Here is a 17,143-nt window from a genome sequence, read left to right as displayed (position 1 = left end):
AGGGGCGCCGGTGTCAAGCCAGTGTTCCCCCAGGTTCGAAGAAATGCGCCAGCGGCAGGGCGGCCGCCCCCAGGATGCGGGCACTGCGGGCAAGGCTGCCTTCGACGATCTGCGGGCGGTCGATCCCGGCGGCAGGCAGGCGCGCCAGGGCCGTCCGGGTCGCATCGGCAAGGGCGCGGCGCGTGGCGGTGGGGATTGCGCCGTCTATCAGCACGACCGGGATATCCAGCAATGCCGTGGCTGACAGGGCGACAAAAGCCAGGGCCTCGGCCGATTCCGCGATCCACGGTGTCTCGATGTCGGGATGAACCTGCCAGCCGGAATCATCGGGCGGCAGCGAATGGCCCAGCCGGGATTCCAGCGTGGATACCGAGGCGACATCCAGCAACTGCCGTCCGCCCGGGATCGGCATCGAGCCAAGCGCCCCTGCATTGCGGCGCGGCCCGATGCGCAGCCGCCCATCCAGCACGACCCCGCCGCCCGCGAAATGCGCGACATAGAGATGTGCGAAATCGCGGGGCAGGGATAACTTGCCGAAGATCAGTTCGGCCGCGCAGGCGGTGCTGGCGTCATTTTCAAGGAAGACCGGAAAGGCCAGATCACTGCCCAACCGGGCTGCCAGGTCGAAACCGTGCCAGTCCGCCATCTCGGCCCCCCAGTCCCACAGGCGGAACGGTGTCGCGACCCCAAGGCCCGCGATTCGGTCGGCCTGGGGCAGGGATGCCAGGATCGTGGCGATCCCGTGCCGCGCAAAGGTGATGATCCTGTCGGGCGTCGGATGTGGATATATCTCTTGCCGGTGGATCCTGATGGTGCCGGTGAAATCGACCAGGGCCAGTTCGACCAGCCGGCGCCCCAGCTTCAACCCCAGGAACAGCGCGCCCTCCGGCGCCAGTGACAGCGGTGTGGAAGGCTGTCCGACCTTGCCGCGGACCACGGCGCCTTCATCCAGAAAACCGTTCTGGATCAGCTTTCTGGTGAGATTTGTGATGGCCTGCGGAGAAAGGCTTGTCGCCTGGGCAAGGGCGGCTCGGGGCAGGGGGCCGCGCCGCCGGATCAGCGACAGGATCTGCCGTTCGTTCTGGCTGAGGTCCAGCCAATGCCTCGGGTCATTCAGCATGATGTCAGCCTCCCCAATCACATTAATCAATATGATTGACTTATTGACAAGAGGAAAGTCTTCATGCTTCCTGATGAAGCAAGGCGGAGGAGGTGCCGCCGTTCGGAGGAGTTATCGGAATGATCATCAAGTCTTCGCTTCGCCTGTCGCTGGCCGCATCGGTGGTGGCCCTTTCCGCAGGCATTGCCGCGGCCCAAGAGCCGGTAAAGGCCTGTCTCATCACCAAGACGGACATCAACCCGTTCTTCGTGAAGATGAAAGAGGGCGCGACCGCCAAGGCGCAGGAACTGGGCATCGAATTGATGACCTTTGCGGGCAAGATCGACGGCGATCATGAAACCCAGCAGCAGGCGATGGAAAGCTGCATCGCGGCAGGGGTCAAGGGCATCCTGATCACGGCGTCCGACACCAAGGCCATCACGGAGTCGGTCAAGCAGGCGCGGGATGCGGGCATCCTGGTCATCGCGCTTGACACGCCGCTGGATCCCATCGACGCGGCCGATGCGACCTTCGCCACCGACAACCGCGAGGCGGGCCGCCTGATCGGCGCCTGGGCTGCGGGCAAGATGGGTGCCGAGGCCGAGAACGCCAAGATCGCCATGCTGGATCTGTCGGCCAGTGCGCCATCGGTCGATGTACTGCGTGATCAAGGGTTCCTGGAAGGCTTCGGCGTCGACGTGAAGGACGAAAACCTCATCGGCGATGAGGAAGATCCGCGGATCGTCGGCCACGACGTGACCTCGGGCAACGAGGAAGGCGGCCGCCAGGCGATGGAGGCTTTGATGCAGAAGGATCCGGGCATCAACCTGGTCTATACCATCAACGAGCCCGCCGCTGCGGGCGCTTATGAGGCGCTGAAGTCCTTTGGCATGGAGGGCAATGTAACCATCGTATCCGTCGATGGCGGCTGTCCGGGCGTGGAAAACGTCAAGGCCGGCGTCATCGGTGCCACCTCGCAGCAGTATCCGCTGAAGATGGCGTCGATGGGGATCGAGGCGATTGCCGCATTCGCCAAGGATGGCACCAAGCCGCAAGTGACCGAGGGTCTGGATTTCACCGACACCGGCGTGAACCTGGTTACGGACCAGCCGGTCGAAGGTGTTCCCTCGATCAGCGTGGAAGAGGGCCTGGCCCAGTGCTGGGGCTGACCTGCTGGGGCTGACCTGACCACCCGGGCGGCGGCGCCATGCTGCCGCCCTTTCTGAACAGCGGAGGGCCTGATGTCCGACTCCCCCGACCCCGTGGTCGCGCGCAACCCGTCCGAGACGGTTGCGCGATTTGAACACCATTCGCGCGGCACGCTTGATCGGGTGCAGCACTTTCTGCATCGATATCCCACCATGGTCCCGGTCATCGTGCTGGTCCTGTCGGTGGTGGCCTTCGGGCTGATTTCGCCCAACTTCTTCTCGGCCTTCAACCTGTCGCTGATCCTGCAACAGGTGGCCGTCGTGGGCACGCTGGCCGCCGCGCAGTCGCTGGTGATCCTGACGGCGGGCATCGACCTGTCGGTGGGCGCCGTCATGGTGATGGTGTCGGTCATCATGGGCAAGCTGTCGGTCGATTTCGGCATTCCGGTGCCGTTCTCGATCCTGATCGGACTGGTCTGCGGGGCGGCGACCGGGGCGCTGAACGGCGCCCTTGTGACGCGGCTGAAGCTGCCGCCCTTCATCACGACGCTCGGGACATGGAATATCTTCCTGGCGTTGAATTATTACCTCTCCAACCGCGAGACGATCCGCAGCCAGACCCTTGATGCCGAGGCGCCGCTGCTGAAGTTCTTCGGGGAGCGCTTCAACCTGGGCGGGGCGGTGCTGACCTATGGCGTGCTGCTGATGATCCTGGTGTTCGCGGTGCTGTGGTATGCGCTTTACCACACTGCCTGGGGACGCCGCGTCTATGCCGTGGGCGACGATCCCGAGGCCGCCGCCCTGGCTGGCATCCAGACCAATCGCGTGCTGATGTCGGTCTATATGGTATCTGGCGTGATCTGCGCCCTGGCCGCCTGGTCGTCCATCGGCCGCGTCGGATCGGTTAGCCCGACATCCTTCTTCGAGGCCAACCTGGAATCCATCACCGCCGTCGTGATCGGGGGCATCTCGCTGTTCGGCGGACGCGGGTCGATCCTGGGACCCCTGATCGGTGCGCTGATCGTGGGCGTCTTCAATTCCGGGCTGCGCCTGGCCGGCGTGGACGTGCTGTGGCAACTGTTCGCGACCGGCTGGCTGATCATCATCGCCGTCGCCATCGACCAATGGATCAGGAAGATTTCGTCATGACCCAGCCGCTTCTGTCCGCCCGCAACCTGGTCAAGCGCTATGGCCGCGTGACCGCGATGGACCACGCCGACTTCGACCTGTATCCGGGCGAAATCCTTGCCGTGATCGGCGACAACGGCGCCGGCAAGTCCAGCCTGATCAAGGCGATTTCGGGCGCGGTCCAGCCGGACGAGGGCGAGATCCGCCTGGACGGCCAGCCGGTCAGCTTTGCCAGTCCGCTGGAGGCACGGCGCGCGGGGATCGAGACGGTCTATCAGACCCTCGCCCTGTCGCCTGCACTTTCGATTTCCGACAACATGTTCATGGGCCGCGAAATCAAGCGCGACGGCATCATGGGCAAGTGGTTCGGGATGCTGGACAAGCCCGCGATGGACGCGTTTTCCCGGCAGAAGCTGTCGGAACTGGGCCTGATGACCATCCAGAACATCAACCAGCCGGTCGAGACCCTGTCCGGCGGTCAACGGCAGGGTGTCGCCGTGGCGCGCGCCGCTGCCTTCGGCAGCCGCGTCATCATCCTGGACGAACCGACCGCCGCCCTTGGTGTCAAGGAAAGCCGCCGCGTGCTGGATCTGATCCTGGACGTGCGGTCGCGCGGCATTCCCATCGTGCTGATCAGCCATAACATGCCCCATGTCTTCGAGGTGGCGGATCGAATCCATATCCACCGGCTGGGGCGGCGGCTTTGCGTCATCAATCCCAAGGAACACACGATGTCCGATGCGGTGGCCTATATGACCGGGGCCCGTGTGCCCGAGGGGGTCGCAGCATGACGGATGTGTCGGGGGGGGCTTGCCCCCCGTCCTTCGGACTCCCCCCAGGATATTTCGACACAGAAGATGGCCGCCGCCTTCTGGACCGGATCAAGGGTCTGGCGGGCGCGCGGGTCCTGGTGGCGGTGGCCGGGGCGCCAGGTTCGGGCAAGTCCACACTGGCCGAGGCCTTGGTCGCGCGGCTGCCGGATGCCGTGCTGGTGCCGATGGACGGTTTTCATCTGGACGACCGGGTGCTGTCCCGGCGCGGGCTGCTGGCGCGCAAGGGCGCAGTCGAGACCTTTGATGCCGAAGGCTTCGCCACGCTCGTCCGGCGTCTGGCCGTCCCGCGATCGGAGGTCATCTTTCCAATTTTCGACCGCAGCCGAGAAATTGCCGTGGCAGGCGCAGGGGTGGTCATGCCTGATCATCGGATCGTCGTGGTGGAGGGCAATTATCTGCTGCTGGACCGGGCACCCTGGAGCGGGCTGCGTTACGACCTGAAGATCTGGCTGGACGTGTCCGAGGCGGAACTGGAACGCCGCCTGACTGCACGATGGCAAGGCCATGGCAAGGACGCGCAGCAGGTTTCGGCACATCTGGAAAACGATCTAACCAATGCCCGACTCGTTACGCGCCAATCAGGCTGGGCGGATCTGTCAATCCCGCAGGCGCTTCATCAGAACCCAGGCCAAGGCTGAACAGACCAGCGTCGCAGTCATCGCCGGAATGGCCGTGCCATTGTAAAGCAGGCCCACCGGAGCAGCGATCAGAGTCGCGGCGATCGTTGACAGTGCGGCGATGATGGACGCCGCCATCCCGGCGATATGGCCCATGCGTTGCAGGGCCAGCGCGTTCAGGTTGCCGAAGGTCACGCCCGCCATGAAGAACACGCTGACCGCCCAGAAGAAGAAGGCCGGGAAGCGCAGGCTGTCGGGCAGGGCATCCGCAACGGTCAGTGCCAGCATGACCGCCGACACGCAGGTTTGCATGACATAGGCCCATTTCGCAATCCGCCGCATCCCGAAGCGCATCACGAAGGTGGCGTTCAGAAGCGTTCCGAGGCCCGAAAGCAGCGCCATGGCAGCGAACCAGGCGGGAAAGCTTTCGCCCTTGCCGTAGGTTTCCCCGAACAGCTGCTGGGCGGATGACAACAGCCCGAACATCTGGCCGAAGCCCAGCGTCAGCACCAGCGTGCAGAGCATCACCTGCCCGTCGGACAGCACCTCGCGCGCGGCGGAGATCAGGGTGCCCAGCCGCAGCGGGCGGCGGGCGGCAGGGGGCAATGTTTCCTCCTGCCGAAGGCCCAGCCAGCCAGAGCCGATCAGGGCGAACAGGATAAAGGCCACGAAGACCCCGTGCCAGCCGGAAAACCAGATGATGCCCGCGCCGATCGAGGGCGCAAGCGCCGGGATCAGGATGAACACCATCATCACGAAGCTGGAGATGCGCGCCATTTCCCGGCCTGCGTAAAGGTCGCGGATCAGCGCCAGGCCGACGATGCGCGGGGCGGCCGCGCCCAGCCCCTGGACAAAGCGGGCCGCCAGCAGGAACTCGATCGAATTGGCGAAGATCGCGGCGACGGTTGCCGCGATATAGACAGCCGCACCCAGATAGATCGCGGGCTTGCGGCCCATGGCGTCCGAGATCGGCCCGGCGAACAGCGTGCCGATCCCCATGCCTGCCATGAACGAGGTCAGGATAAGCTGGGCGCGGTTGACGTTGTCGGGCGTCAGTTCGGCGGCGATGTCGGGCAGGGCCGGCAGCATCGCGTCGATCGAAAAGGCGACGGTCGCGAACAGGAAAGCCAGCATCGCGACGAATTCGGGCAATGGCAGGCGGCGCGGCGGCGCGCCGGCGTCGTGGGCAATCACGGACATCAGAGAAGGCCTTTCGTCAGGCGTCCTCCTTTACCCAGAAATTGCATACTGTGCAAGTTACTTTGATATCGGAGCCAGTTCGTCGATGACCTGCTGCCACAGGCTTGCAGGCTGCGTGCCGCTGATGGCGTGCTGGTTGGCCACGATGAAGGTCGGCACGGACGAGATGCCGCGTTCGCGCGCGTGGTTTTCGCGGGCTACCACCTCGTCGCGGTCGGCGTCGCTGGACAGCAGGCGCCCCACCATGTCAGCATCCATGCCCGCCGCCGCTGCGATGCGGGCCAGTTCCCCGGCATCGCCGATGTCGCGGGCTTCCTGCCAATGGGCGCGCAGCAGCCCCGACATGACGCGGGTTTGCGCGCCTTCCAGGCCCACCCAGTGCATCAGCCGATGGGCATCGGTCGTGTCAGGTTCGCGCGGCGAGGGGTTGAGGTTCAACCCAAGGACCGCCGCCCGTTCCGCCACGGCACGAGACGCCTCTTCCGCGCGCGGGCCAAGTTTCGCGTGCAGGTAGTCGATCCGGTCCATGCCGGCGCGTGGCATCTGCGGGTTCAGGCGGAAAGGGTGCCAGGCGATCTGGAACGGGTGCAGCGGCCGGCTTTCAAGCGCACGGTCCAGTTCCAGCTTGCCGATCAGGCACCATGGGCAGACGGGATCCGCAAAGATGTCCAGCGGGATCATGGGCGGTCCTTTCAATCAAAAGGAAAACGGCCCGCGAACGGGCCGTTTCGCAAGCTTGTCAAAGCTGGATCAGAGCAGCTTCAGATCGCTGGCCGAGGCCCGGCCGTCGCGGCCCGACTGCAGTTCATATGCGATCTTCTGGTTGTCCTTGAGGCCCGTCAGCCCGGCGCGTTCAACCGCCGAGATGTGGACGAAGATGTCCTTGCCGCCGTCGTCGGGGGCGATGAAGCCATAGCCTTTGGTGGCGTTGAACCATTTAACCGTTCCGGTCGCCATAACCGTTCTCTCCTTCAAGTCATCCCGACGCAGGATTGCGCCAGGCCGTGCAGCCTGCTTTCGAACTTCCGGCTGCCCGTGGAAGGGAGGCGGTAGAAAGGCTTCGCTCACGCAAGTGAGAGGATGGACGAATCGTTAAAAAACGCAAGCAGGAAACGCGCGCAGACCCAGGGCCTGCACGCGATATGGATCAATCCATCCTGGATTCACCGCAGATCGGGCGGTGTCGCTTCGTCTTTCAACATGCTTGCGGCATCGGCTAGCGATAACAGGCGTGATCCCTGCTGGTCGAGCCGCCGGACCGATACAGTGCGATCCTCTACCTCTTTCATGCCGATGGCAAGAATCGCCGGGACCTTTCCGACGGAATGTTCGCGGACCTTGTAGTTGATCTTCTCGTTTCGCGTGTCGGCCTCGGCGCGGATGCCTGCCGCGCGCAGGGTCGCCACGACCTCTGCCACATAGGCATCGGCGTCCGAGACGATCGAAGCGACAACCACCTGCCGGGGCGCGAGCCAGAAGGGCAGCTTGCCCGCGCTGTTCTCGATCAGGATGCCGATGAAGCGCTCGAAGCTGCCCAGGACGGCGCGGTGCAGCATGATGGGGCGGTGCTTGGCCCCGTCGGGGCCGACATATTCCGCGTCCAGCCGTTCGGGCAGGTTCGGGTCCACCTGCAACGTGCCGCATTGCCAGTCGCGGCCGATGGCATCGCGCAAGACGAACTCCAGCTTGGGTCCATAGAAGGCGCCTTCGCCGGGGAACAGTTCGTAGTCGTAGCCGGCGGCCTTGCAGGCATTGCCAAGCGCGGCTTCGACCCGGTCCCAGCTTTCGTCGCTGCCGATGCGTTTTTCAGGCCGCGTGGACAGCTTGATGCGCCAGTCGGTGAAGCCCAGGTCGGCATAGACGCCGGCCAGGAACTGGATGAATTTCTTCGTTTCAGCCTCGATCTGCTCCTCGGTGCAGAAGATATGTGCGTCGTCCTGCGTGAAGCCCCGCACGCGCATGATCCCGTGCAGCGCGCCCGAGGGTTCATAACGGTTGCAGGACCCGAACTCGGCCATGCGCAGCGGCAGGTCGCGATAGGATTTCAGGCCGTGGTTGAAGACCTGCACATGGCAGGGGCAGTTCATCGGCTTCAGGGCGTTGACGGTCTTGGTCTTGGCATGTTCCTCGTCCACTTCGACGATGAACATGTTTTCCTGGTAGTTGTCCCAGTGACCGGATTCTTCCCACAGCTTGCGGCTGACGACCTGGGGCGTGTTCACCTCGACATAGCCGTCGGCGCGCTGCTTGCGGCGCATGTAGTCTTGCAGCGTGACATAGATGTTCCAGCCGTTCGGGTGCCAGAAGACCTGGCCCGGCGCTTCCTCCTGCATGTGGAACAGGTCCATCTCGCGGCCAAGCTTGCGGTGGTCGCGTTTTGCGGCCTCCTCCAGCATGGTCATGTGGGCCTTGAGTTCGTCGCGGTTGCGGAAGGCCACGCCATAGATGCGCTGCAGCATCGGCCGCGTGCTGTCGCCCAGCCAATAGGCACCGGCGATATGGGTCAGCTTGAAGGCGTCGGCGGGAAGCTGGCCGGTGTTTTGCAGGTGCGGACCGCGGCACAGATCCTGCCAGTCGCCGTGCCAATACATCCGCAGCGGCTCGCCTTCGGGGATGCGGTCGATCAGTTCGACCTTGAAAGGTTCGTTCGCGGCCCTGTAGTGGGCGATGGCGCGGTCGCGGTCCCAGACCTCGGTGCGGACGGGTTCGCGCAGGGCGATGATCTCGCGCATCTTCGCCTCGATCCGGCCCAGATCCTCGGGCGTGAAGGGTTCAACCCGGTCGAAGTCGTAGAACCAGCCGTAATCGCGCACCGGGCCGATGGTGACCTTCACGTCCGGCCACAGTTCCTGCACGGCGCGGGCCATGACATGGGCGAAGTCGTGGCGGATCAGTTCCAGCGCGGGGGCGTCGTCCTTCATCGTGTTGATGCTGATCGCGCCGGACGCGTCGATGGGCCAGGCCAGGTCGATATGCCGCCCGTCCAGGCTGGCCGAGATCGCGCGCTTGGCCAGGCTGGGCGCGATGCTTTCCGCGACCTGGGCCGCGGTGATCCCGGCGGGATAGTCGCGCGAATTGCCATCGGGGAAGGTCAGGGAAATCTGGGACATATCGTCCTCCTCGTCGGTTTGGCGCCCACGGAACGCCCGGCTGCGGGTTATATGCGCCCCCATTGGACCGGCGCGGGAAAACTGTCAAGATAAGCCCGACCACAACGAAAGGCCCGAGATGAGCGAGTATCTGGAAACCCCCACCAGGCGGCGGATCGCCTTTCAGCGCAGCAACGGGGCGGGGCCGGGGGTGGTCTTCCTGGGCGGGTTCAGGTCGGACATGACCGGGACCAAGGCCGCCTGGCTGCACGACTGGGCGCGCGGGCAGAACCGCGCCTTCCTGCGGTTCGATTATTCCGGCCATGGCGACAGCAGCGGCAGTTTCGAGGAAGGCTGCGTCAGTGACTGGTTCGAGGATGCGCGCCATGTGATCGAGGCGCTGACAGACGGGCCGCAGGTTCTGGTCGGATCGTCGATGGGGGGCTGGATCGCCCTGCTGGTCGCGCGCGCCTTGCCGCAGCGCGTGGCGGGCATTGTCACGATCGCGGCGGCGCCGGATTTCACCGAACAGGGGTTCTGGGCCGGGTTCAACGATGCGCAAAGGCAGACCCTGAACAGGGCAGGGCGGATCGAACTGCCCAGCGAATACAGCGACAAACCCTATGTCATCACCCGCCATCTGATCGAGGACGGGCGCCGTCACCTGGTCATGACCCAGCCCCTGCAACTGCCTTTCCCGGTGCGGATGCTGCAAGGGACGGCGGATGCGGATGTGCCGGCTGAATGGGCCGTTCGCCTGCTTGATCACGCTGCGGGGGACGATATTCGGCTGACGCTGGTCAAGGGTGCCGATCACCGTTTCTCGTCCCCCGAATGTCTGGCGATGATCGGACAGTCGATTGGCGATGTTCTGGCCTAGGCTTGCGCTCGGCCTGGCTGCAGTGTTCAGCCTGATGTGGACCCTGGGACCACGTGACCGGCTGCGCATGGATTCGCTGCCGTCCGATCCGCCACCTGATGCTCGAACCTGGCTGGCAGAGCGAGAGGCCGGCATCCGTCCCGAGGTCGCATCCTATCTGCAATGGGCGGAACAGCCCGGTCAGCCCGCCGCCTTGGCAATCCTCTATGTCCACGGCTTTTCAGCCAGTCCGGCCGAACTGCGCCCCTTGCCCGAGGATCTGGCCCGGCGGCTGGACGCGAACCTGCTGGCGATCCGCCTGACAGGCCATGGGCAGGGCGGTGCGGAACTGGCTGCGGCTCGTGCCGAGGACTGGTGGCGTGATCTGACCGAGGGTCTGGCCATGGCGCGGGGGATGGGACGCCGGGTAGTCGTGCTGGGCATGTCCACGGGCGCCACGCTTGCGGCTCAGGCGGCGCGCGACCCGCGGCTTGGGCGGATGATGGACGGGGTTGTCCTGATCTCGCCTAACTTCGCGCTGAAGGCCCGCAATGCCTGGATGCTGGATCTGCCTTTCATGCGGCCGGTCCTGCGGCTGCTGGGCGACCCCCAGCGGTGCTTCGCGACGCGCAACGACATGCACCGCGCGCGATGGACAAGCTGTTATCCGGTTTCGGCCACGCTGGCGCTTGGCGCGGTGATACGACAGGGGCGGCAGGGCGATTACCGAACGGCGCGGCCCAGGGCGCTGTTCGTCTGGGCCGAAGGGGACCGGATCATCGACCACCGGGCCAGCGAACGGGTGGCGGCCGAATGGGGCGGCGGGGCCACCGTGATCAAGGTCGAACCGGGACCGAACGACGACCCCGATGCGCATGTGATCGCGGGCGAGGCTTTGTCGCCCGACCTGACTCGCGATCTTCTGCCCAGGATTTCCGACTGGGTCGAGGCCCTGCCCTGACCACGGGCAAGGCCCCGTCCCCGTGCAGCGGGATCAGACGGCGATCTTGCTGCTGTCGGTAAAGGGATCGGTGACACCGCAATCGGCCGCCACGCCGCCGGGTGTCCGGCGCTTCTTTGGCTTGATCGAATCGGGCACGGACATGTTGTCGTCGATGAAGTCCAGCACCAGCGGACGGATGTTCAGCCGCCAGGATTTGCCCGCGAAGATGCCGTAATGGCCCGCGCCGGGTTCCAGGTGCTGCTTCTTCTTGTCCGCAGGCACGCCCGTGCAAAGATCCAGCGCCGCCACGCATTGCCCCGGGGCCGAGATGTCGTCGTTCGCCCCCTCGACCGTCATGATGGCGACATCGCTGATCTTGCCGATGTCGACGCGGCGGCCGTTCACGACGAACTCGTTCCGGGCGATCTCCAGATTCTTGAAGATCCGCTCGACCGTCGAAAGATAAAATTCCGCCGTCATGTCCATGACGGCAAGATATTCATCATAGAACTTGTAATGCTTGTCGCCTTCGGACGCGGTGCCGCGCGCTTCGCCCCAGATCTTGTCCATGAACGCGCGCGCATGGGTTTCGGCATTCATGGCGATGAAGGACGCCAGCTGCGCCAGCCCCGGATAGACCATCCGGCCTGCGCCGCGATATTTGAAGCCGACGGACTGGATCACCAGATGCTCCAGTTCGCCCATGGTCATCCGGTTGCCGAAATCCGTCACCTCGGTCGCGGCGGCGTCGGGATCGACCGGACCGCCGATCAGGATCAGGCTGCGCGGCTGCGAGGCGGGATCATCCTCGGCCAGGATGGCGGTCGCGGCCAGGGCCAGAGGCGCGGGCTGGCAGACGGCGATCACGTTGGTGTCGGGGCCTAGGTGGCGAATGAAATCGACTAGATACTGGGTATAATCCTCGATGTCGAACTTGCCTTCGCTGACCGGGATGTCGCGGGCATTGTGCCAGTCGGTCACGCAAACCTCGCAGTCGGGCAGAAGCGAGGTGACGGTGGACCGCATCAGCGTGGCGTAGTGACCCGACATCGGCGCGATCAGCAGCACCTTGCGGGGCTGGGTCTCGCGGCGCGCGACGCGGAAATGGATCAGGTCGCCGAACGGACGCTTCATCACCGGCTCCACATAGACGATGTGGTCCTGGCCCTGTTCGCCCGCGATCGGGGGAATTTCCCAATCGGGCTTGATGACCATCCGGGCGAAGCTGCGCTCGGTGACGCGTCCCCACGCGCTCATGAGTTTAAAGAGGGGATGCGGGGTCAGTGCGAAGATCGGATAAGATGCGATGGCCCGCGCCGAGGCGCCCATCCATTCGTTGGTGTTCCGAATGGTTTCCATCGCATCATAGGATACGATGCCCTTGATACCTTTGATTGCCACCGGGGCCAGCCTTTCATTGCTGCGTCAGGAAGAAACGCATCATTGGGCAAATGGGTCCAAACCCGTATTTGCGCAATGTCGGCCCCGCGCATATCATTGTTCGGGTAATAGGGGGGAACCGGCATCATGGCAAGAAGCACAGGATCTGGCGGCAACAAAGTTGCCGGGAAGCGTGGCGAAGCGGACATAATGAAACAGGCTGCCTCGACCGACGCCAAAAAGCCGGGCAATGATAAGGCAACTGCCCCGCGCCGTCGTCGTGCAAAGACGGAATCGGCGACCGCTCCTGCCGAACCCAAGGTCTCAGCGCCGCAGGTGCGTCTGGACCAGCCGGTCTCGGTCCCGCCTGATCCGGTGCCCGAGTCGGGCCGTGCCCCGCAGGCCATGGCAGAGGCCTTGGCACGGGGATCATCCAAGGCGACAGCAAGGAAGCTGGCGGAAAACATCGAACGGATCGAGGCCTTGGGCCAGCGGCTGCGGACGGCACTGTCGGCGCGGTCCCTTCCCAACCCCGGCATCGAGGCGCCCGGGCCCGAACTGTTCCTCACGGCGGCGAATGCCTGGGTCAAGACGATGTCCGAACAGCCTGGCCGCGTTCTGGAAACCCAGGTGAATTATTGGGGAGAGACGCTGAAGAACTATGCCGATGCCCACATGGCCCTGGCGCGCGGGCAGGCCCCGGCCGGGGATGACGAGACGACGCAGGACAAGCGTTTCTCGAACCCGCTGTGGCAGAGCCATCCTTACTTCAATTTTGTCAAACGCCAGTATCTGATCAATGCCAAGGCGTTGAAGGACGCGGCGCAGAACCTGCAAATGCCTGACGATACTGCCCGGCGCCGGATCGCCTGGCTGACCGATCAGATCGTGGACATGATGGCCCCCACCAATTTCCTGGCGACCAATCCCGACGCCCTGGAACGCGCCGTCGAAACCGAGGGCGAAAGCCTGGTTCGAGGGCTGGAGAACCTGGTGCGGGACATCGAACACCATGGCGGAGATATCGTCGTGTCGCTGGCCGACCGCGAGGCCTTCTCGGTGGGCGAGAATATCGGCACGTCGGAAGGCGTAGTGGTTCACCGGACACCGCTTTTCGAGCTGATCCAGTACAAGCCCGCCACTGACAAGGTCTTTGAAACACCGCTGCTGATCTTTCCGCCCTGGATCAACAAGTTCTATATCCTTGATCTCAAGCCGCAGAACAGCCTGATCAAATGGCTGGTCGAACAGGGCCATACGCTGTTCGTCGTCAGCTGGAAAAACCCCGATGCCAGTTACGCCAATACCGGGATGGAGGATTATGTCGCCGCCTATCTGGAGGCGATGGACAAGGTACGTGACCTGACCAAGCAGCCCCGCCTGAATGTTGTCGGTTATTGCATCGCGGGTACGACACTTGCCCTGACGCTGGCGCTGTTGAAGCAGCGGGGCGACGACCGGGTCAATTCGGCGACCTTCTTCACCACCCTGACCGACTTTTCGGATCAGGGGGAATTCGTCAGCTTCCTGCAGGACGACTTCGTCAATGGTATAGCCGAGGAAGTCAGCCGCCATGGCCTGTTGCGCGCCAGGCTGATGTCGCGCACCATGAGCTTCCTGCGTCCCAACGATCTGGTCTGGGGTCCAGCCATCCGCAGCTACATGATGGGCGAGACGCCACCGGCTTTCGACCTGCTGTTCTGGAACGGCGACAGCACCAACCTGCCCGGCAAGATGGCCATGCAGTATCTTCGCGGCCTGTGTCAGCAGAACGCCTTCGCTGGGGACGGCTTCGACCTGATGGGCCACAAGCTGCATCTGTCCGACGTCAAGGTTCCCCTTTGCGCCATTGCCTGCGAGACCGACCATATCGCGCCCTGGAAGGATTGCTGGCGGGGAATCGCCGGAATGGGTTCGGACGACAAGACGTTCATTCTTTCTGAATCGGGGCATATTGCCGGGATCGTCAATCCGCCGACCAAGAAGAAATACGGACATTACATGGGAAGCAGCGATTTCAGCGCAGGGCACGAATCCTGGAAGGAATCGGCCAGTTTCGCGCCCGGAACCTGGTGGTCGCGCTGGGGCGATTGGCTGGCGGAAAGGGCAGGGCGAATGATCCCGGCGCGCGATCCAGGAACCGGCCTCGGGCCTGCACCAGGAGATTACGTCCACGAAAGGGCAGCATAAGTCACAGGGGAACAGTGGCTTGTCGTGATATTCGTATTTGCGGAATAAGGCGCCAGAATTTTTCTGCGACGCAGCATAAAATACTTGAAATGCCGCGCCGCAGCATTCATATTCTCGTCACGAGAATGGCTTTGGCTGCGGAAACCTCTCTCATCGAATACGTCCTTCCGCGGCGTTGACAGGAGTGAATGACATGGCGAAGACCCCCGATTTTGCAAAGAACTTCCAGGACATGATGGCGAATTTCCCGATCGACACCTCGTCGTTCCAGGAAGCGTTCAAATCGCAGGGCGTCCTGGGCGAGAAGCTGGCGCGTGTCGCGCTGACCGCCGCCGAGCGTTCGACCGAAATCTCGGCCCAGTGGGCCAAGGACACCATCGCCCGTGTGGGTGAACTGGCTGTCGTCAAGAAAGAACCCTCGGACTATGCCAAGTCGCTGACCGATTTCGCCTCGGCTTCGGCCGAAGTCGCGGCCGAGCACATGGCGGCCTTCGCGGAAGTGGCGAAAAAGGTCCAGATGGACACCGTCGATCTGATGCTGACCGCCGGCAAGGACGTCGCCGCCGACGCCCGCAACGTGGCGGAAACCGTGGTGCGCGACAACCAGGTGGCCGTGAAGAAAGCCGCAGCCGCTGCTTCGACCGTCGCCGCGAAGTAAGTGCATTCGACAGTGATCGGAAGAAAGGGGCGTCACCGCCCCTTTTTTCATGCGCCCCGGCCAGGTCTTTGGCATGTGCAGAAATTTGCTTTGCCTTTTGCGGATGCAGCACCCATCATGGCGTAAATCGCTTGCCCGAGGTCCGTCATGGCCGCACCGTCCGCACCGCTTCTCATCAAACGCTATGCCAGCCGGCGGCTCTATAACACGGAAACCAGCGACTATGTGACGCTTGAGGATATCGCGACCTTCATCCGTGAAGGCCGGGAAGTGAAGATCGTGGACCTCAAGTCCGGGGACGACCTGACGCGGCAATACCTGCTGCAGATCATCGCCGAACACGAGGGCAGGGGCGAGAATGTCCTGCCCATCGACGTGCTGACCGACCTGGTCCGCAGCTATGCCACCAGTGCGCATTCGGTTGTGCCGCAGTTCCTGGCCGCCAGTTTCGAGATGCTGCGCGAAAGCCAGTCGAAGCTGATGGAGAACATGGCCGTCATGCCCCACCCTATGGCCCGCGTTCCGGGCTTTGATGCCCTTCATCGTCAGCAGCAGGCTTTCCTCAAGGCGATGATGGGCGGCTGGACCGGAGCATCCGGCCCTGAACCAGACGAGAGTGAGGATGCGTCAGTGTCCGACACTCCCTCGGTCCGCAAGCCTGCGAGGCGAAATCCGTCCCCCGAAGTCGAAGGATCCACAGACATGGCGGAAATTCGGCGCCAGCTCGCGGAACTTCAGCAGCGTATTTCGAAGCTCTGACTTGCGCCTGTCGCGGACACCCGTTAGACCGCCCCCACGGACAGTTGGCCGAGTGGTCGAAGGCGCACGCCTGGAAAGTGTGTAGGCGGGGAACCGTCTCGAGGGTTCGAATCCCTCACTGTCCGCCAGCATCAAATCGGAATCGTGGAAATGCTGGGCGAAATCGTTTCTTCGTGTCACGGAACGTGAACCGCATTGTGAAGCTGTAAAGCGCCGGGATCATGCCCCTGACATCCTCGCGGCAACCCTGGTTGTCTGCCAGATCATCTGGGCGGTGCAGTGATGCGCTGGCTTTCCCGAATCCTTGCTCTGCTCACCTCCGACTATATCGATGGCGCCTTGCATGTCTGGTGCCCCGGTGCCCGCCTCGTTCATGCGACCGCTATCCTCGAGGCGGGCGTGCTGGTGGAAGGTGACGCTCCGTCCGGGATCGACATCGGCGGATCCCCAGGACGGCGGGCATCAAGGGTCAGGGGTCGCGACAATGACGCGCGTTCCAGCGTTCTCGCACACCTTGGCCAGGGTTTCTGGCACGGGTTGGTCGATGAACAGCGCGTCGAGTTCGCCCAGGGAAACGACCCGAATCGGGGCCTTTTGCGCCAGCTTGGCCGAATCCGTGACCAGCCAGCGTTCGCGCGCCTGGCGCAGGATGGCGCGGCTGACGCGGACCTCGGCCAGGTCGAAATCAAGGAGGTCGCCGTCCTCGTCCAGGGCCGAGCAGCCGATGATGGCATAATCCGTCTTGAAGTTTGCCATGAACTCGCTCGTCAGGTCGCCGACGAGGCCACCGTCCGACCGCCGCAGCAACCCGCCCGCGACCAGCACCTCGCAGCTTTCGTTGGCGGCCAGGATGTTCGCCACGTTCATGTTGTTGGTGACCACCGTCAGGTTCCGGTGACGCAGCAGGGCGCGCGCTACCGCCTCGGTCGTGGTGCCGATGTTGAGGATGACCGAACTGTTGTCGGGAATCTGCGCGGCGCAGGCGCGCCCGATGGCGGCCTTGGCGTCCTCGTTCATCCGCCGGCGTTCCTCATAGGCGATGTTGCTGGCACCGCTGCGCAGGATGGCGCCGCCGTGGACGCGGTCCAGCACGCCCTGGTCGGCCAGTTCCGCCAGATCGCGGCGGATCGTCTGGGGGGTCACCTCCAGCCGCGCGGAGAGTTCCTCGACACTGGCGCGGCCCGAAGCGCGCACGAGTTCAAGGATCTGCATCTGCCTGATGTTCATCCGCTTCCTTGCC

At 63.8% G+C, this 17,143-nt stretch carries 16 protein-coding genes and 1 tRNA gene; 10 read left to right on the top strand and 7 right to left on the bottom strand.

The window, feature by feature from the left end; translation table 11 throughout:
• Positions 1-13: 13 nt before the first annotated feature.
• A complete protein-coding gene (locus RAH32_RS01325; RefSeq protein WP_306604432.1) occupies positions 14-1,120 on the bottom strand; it encodes an ROK family transcriptional regulator in 1,107 nt (368 codons plus the stop codon).
• 119 nt (positions 1,121-1,239) lie between these two features.
• Here RAH32_RS01325 and RAH32_RS01320 point away from each other — a divergent pair, with 119 nt between their 5' ends.
• From RAH32_RS01320 to RAH32_RS01305, 4 genes are all read left to right on the top strand, one after another.
• Positions 1,240-2,268 (top strand): sugar ABC transporter substrate-binding protein, encoded by a 1,029-nt coding sequence (locus tag RAH32_RS01320; RefSeq protein WP_306604431.1) that lies wholly within the window; start codon positions 1,240-1,242, stop codon positions 2,266-2,268.
• A 72-nt stretch (positions 2,269-2,340) separates the two neighbouring features.
• Positions 2,341-3,396, top strand: coding sequence for an ABC transporter permease (locus RAH32_RS01315; RefSeq protein WP_306604429.1), 1,056 nt, complete (start codon positions 2,341-2,343; stop codon positions 3,394-3,396).
• Positions 3,393-4,166 carry an ATP-binding cassette domain-containing protein gene (locus RAH32_RS01310; protein ID WP_306604427.1) on the top strand — a complete coding sequence of 258 codons (774 nt, stop codon included), beginning with the start codon at positions 3,393-3,395 and terminating at the stop codon, positions 4,164-4,166. The genes RAH32_RS01315 and RAH32_RS01310 overlap by 4 nt, the downstream gene beginning before the upstream one ends.
• Positions 4,163-4,846, top strand: coding sequence for a nucleoside/nucleotide kinase family protein (locus tag RAH32_RS01305; protein WP_306604426.1), 684 nt, complete (start codon positions 4,163-4,165; stop codon positions 4,844-4,846). The genes RAH32_RS01310 and RAH32_RS01305 overlap by 4 nt, the downstream gene beginning before the upstream one ends.
• Here the strand turns inward: RAH32_RS01305 and RAH32_RS01300 are convergent.
• From RAH32_RS01300 to thrS, 4 genes are all read right to left on the bottom strand, one after another.
• Entirely contained in the window at positions 4,805-6,025 is a 1,221-nt protein-coding gene (locus RAH32_RS01300; RefSeq protein ID WP_306604424.1) for a multidrug effflux MFS transporter, read from the bottom strand. The genes RAH32_RS01305 and RAH32_RS01300 overlap by 42 nt on opposite strands.
• A gap of 57 nt (positions 6,026-6,082) precedes the next feature.
• Positions 6,083-6,706, bottom strand: coding sequence for a DsbA family oxidoreductase (locus tag RAH32_RS01295; protein ID WP_306604422.1), 624 nt, complete (start codon positions 6,704-6,706; stop codon positions 6,083-6,085).
• 69 nt (positions 6,707-6,775) lie between these two features.
• Positions 6,776-6,982 (bottom strand): cold-shock protein, encoded by a 207-nt coding sequence (locus tag RAH32_RS01290; protein WP_089388183.1) that lies wholly within the window; start codon positions 6,980-6,982, stop codon positions 6,776-6,778.
• 206 nt (positions 6,983-7,188) lie between these two features.
• Complete coding sequence (gene thrS, locus RAH32_RS01285) at positions 7,189-9,135, bottom strand: threonine--tRNA ligase (RefSeq protein WP_306604418.1); 1,947 nt, start codon at positions 9,133-9,135, stop codon at positions 7,189-7,191.
• Positions 9,136-9,253: 118 nt separating this feature from the next.
• Between thrS and RAH32_RS01280 the strand changes: the two genes are divergently transcribed.
• On the top strand, positions 9,254-9,994 hold the full coding sequence (locus tag RAH32_RS01280) for an alpha/beta hydrolase (RefSeq protein WP_306604416.1): 741 nt from the start codon (positions 9,254-9,256) through the stop codon (positions 9,992-9,994).
• Positions 9,981-10,934, top strand: coding sequence for an alpha/beta hydrolase (locus RAH32_RS01275; protein WP_306604414.1), 954 nt, complete (start codon positions 9,981-9,983; stop codon positions 10,932-10,934). The genes RAH32_RS01280 and RAH32_RS01275 overlap by 14 nt, the downstream gene beginning before the upstream one ends.
• A 33-nt stretch (positions 10,935-10,967) precedes the next feature.
• Here the strand turns inward: RAH32_RS01275 and phaZ are convergent, their stop codons facing one another.
• Entirely contained in the window at positions 10,968-12,302 is a 1,335-nt protein-coding gene (gene phaZ, locus RAH32_RS01270; RefSeq protein ID WP_306605184.1) for a polyhydroxyalkanoate depolymerase, read from the bottom strand.
• Positions 12,303-12,701: 399 nt separating this feature from the next.
• On the opposite strand from phaZ, the gene phaC reads away from it, so the two are divergent.
• The 4 genes from phaC to RAH32_RS01250 all read left to right on the top strand — a co-directional run bounded on the left by phaC (position 12,702) and on the right by RAH32_RS01250 (position 16,031).
• Positions 12,702-14,486, top strand: a complete 1,785-nt coding sequence (gene phaC / locus RAH32_RS01265; protein ID WP_306605182.1) for a class I poly(R)-hydroxyalkanoic acid synthase — start codon at positions 12,702-12,704, stop codon at positions 14,484-14,486.
• Between the two features lie 193 nt (positions 14,487-14,679).
• Positions 14,680-15,144 carry a Phasin gene (locus RAH32_RS01260; protein ID WP_306604412.1) on the top strand — a complete coding sequence of 155 codons (465 nt, stop codon included), beginning with the start codon at positions 14,680-14,682 and terminating at the stop codon, positions 15,142-15,144.
• Between the two features lie 147 nt (positions 15,145-15,291).
• Positions 15,292-15,903: a polyhydroxyalkanoate synthesis repressor PhaR gene (gene phaR, locus RAH32_RS01255; protein WP_306604410.1), complete on the top strand. Its 612-nt coding sequence runs from the start codon at positions 15,292-15,294 to the stop codon at positions 15,901-15,903.
• Positions 15,904-15,941: 38 nt separating this feature from the next.
• Positions 15,942-16,031: transfer RNA gene (locus tag RAH32_RS01250), tRNA-Ser, on the top strand.
• Between the two features lie 334 nt (positions 16,032-16,365).
• Here RAH32_RS01250 and RAH32_RS01245 read toward each other — a convergent pair.
• The gene (locus tag RAH32_RS01245) at positions 16,366-17,130 is read right to left on the bottom strand and encodes a DeoR/GlpR family DNA-binding transcription regulator (protein ID WP_306604409.1); all 765 of its coding nucleotides are present in this window, start codon (positions 17,128-17,130) and stop codon (positions 16,366-16,368) included.
• Positions 17,131-17,143: the final 13 nt, after the last annotated feature.

Source organism: Paracoccus yibinensis (genome assembly GCF_030846195.1).
Taxonomy (GTDB): Bacteria; Pseudomonadota; Alphaproteobacteria; order Rhodobacterales; family Rhodobacteraceae; genus Paracoccus; species Paracoccus yibinensis.
Note: the sequence above shows the minus strand (reverse complement) of the source record. Positions and strands in the feature narration are given on the sequence as shown.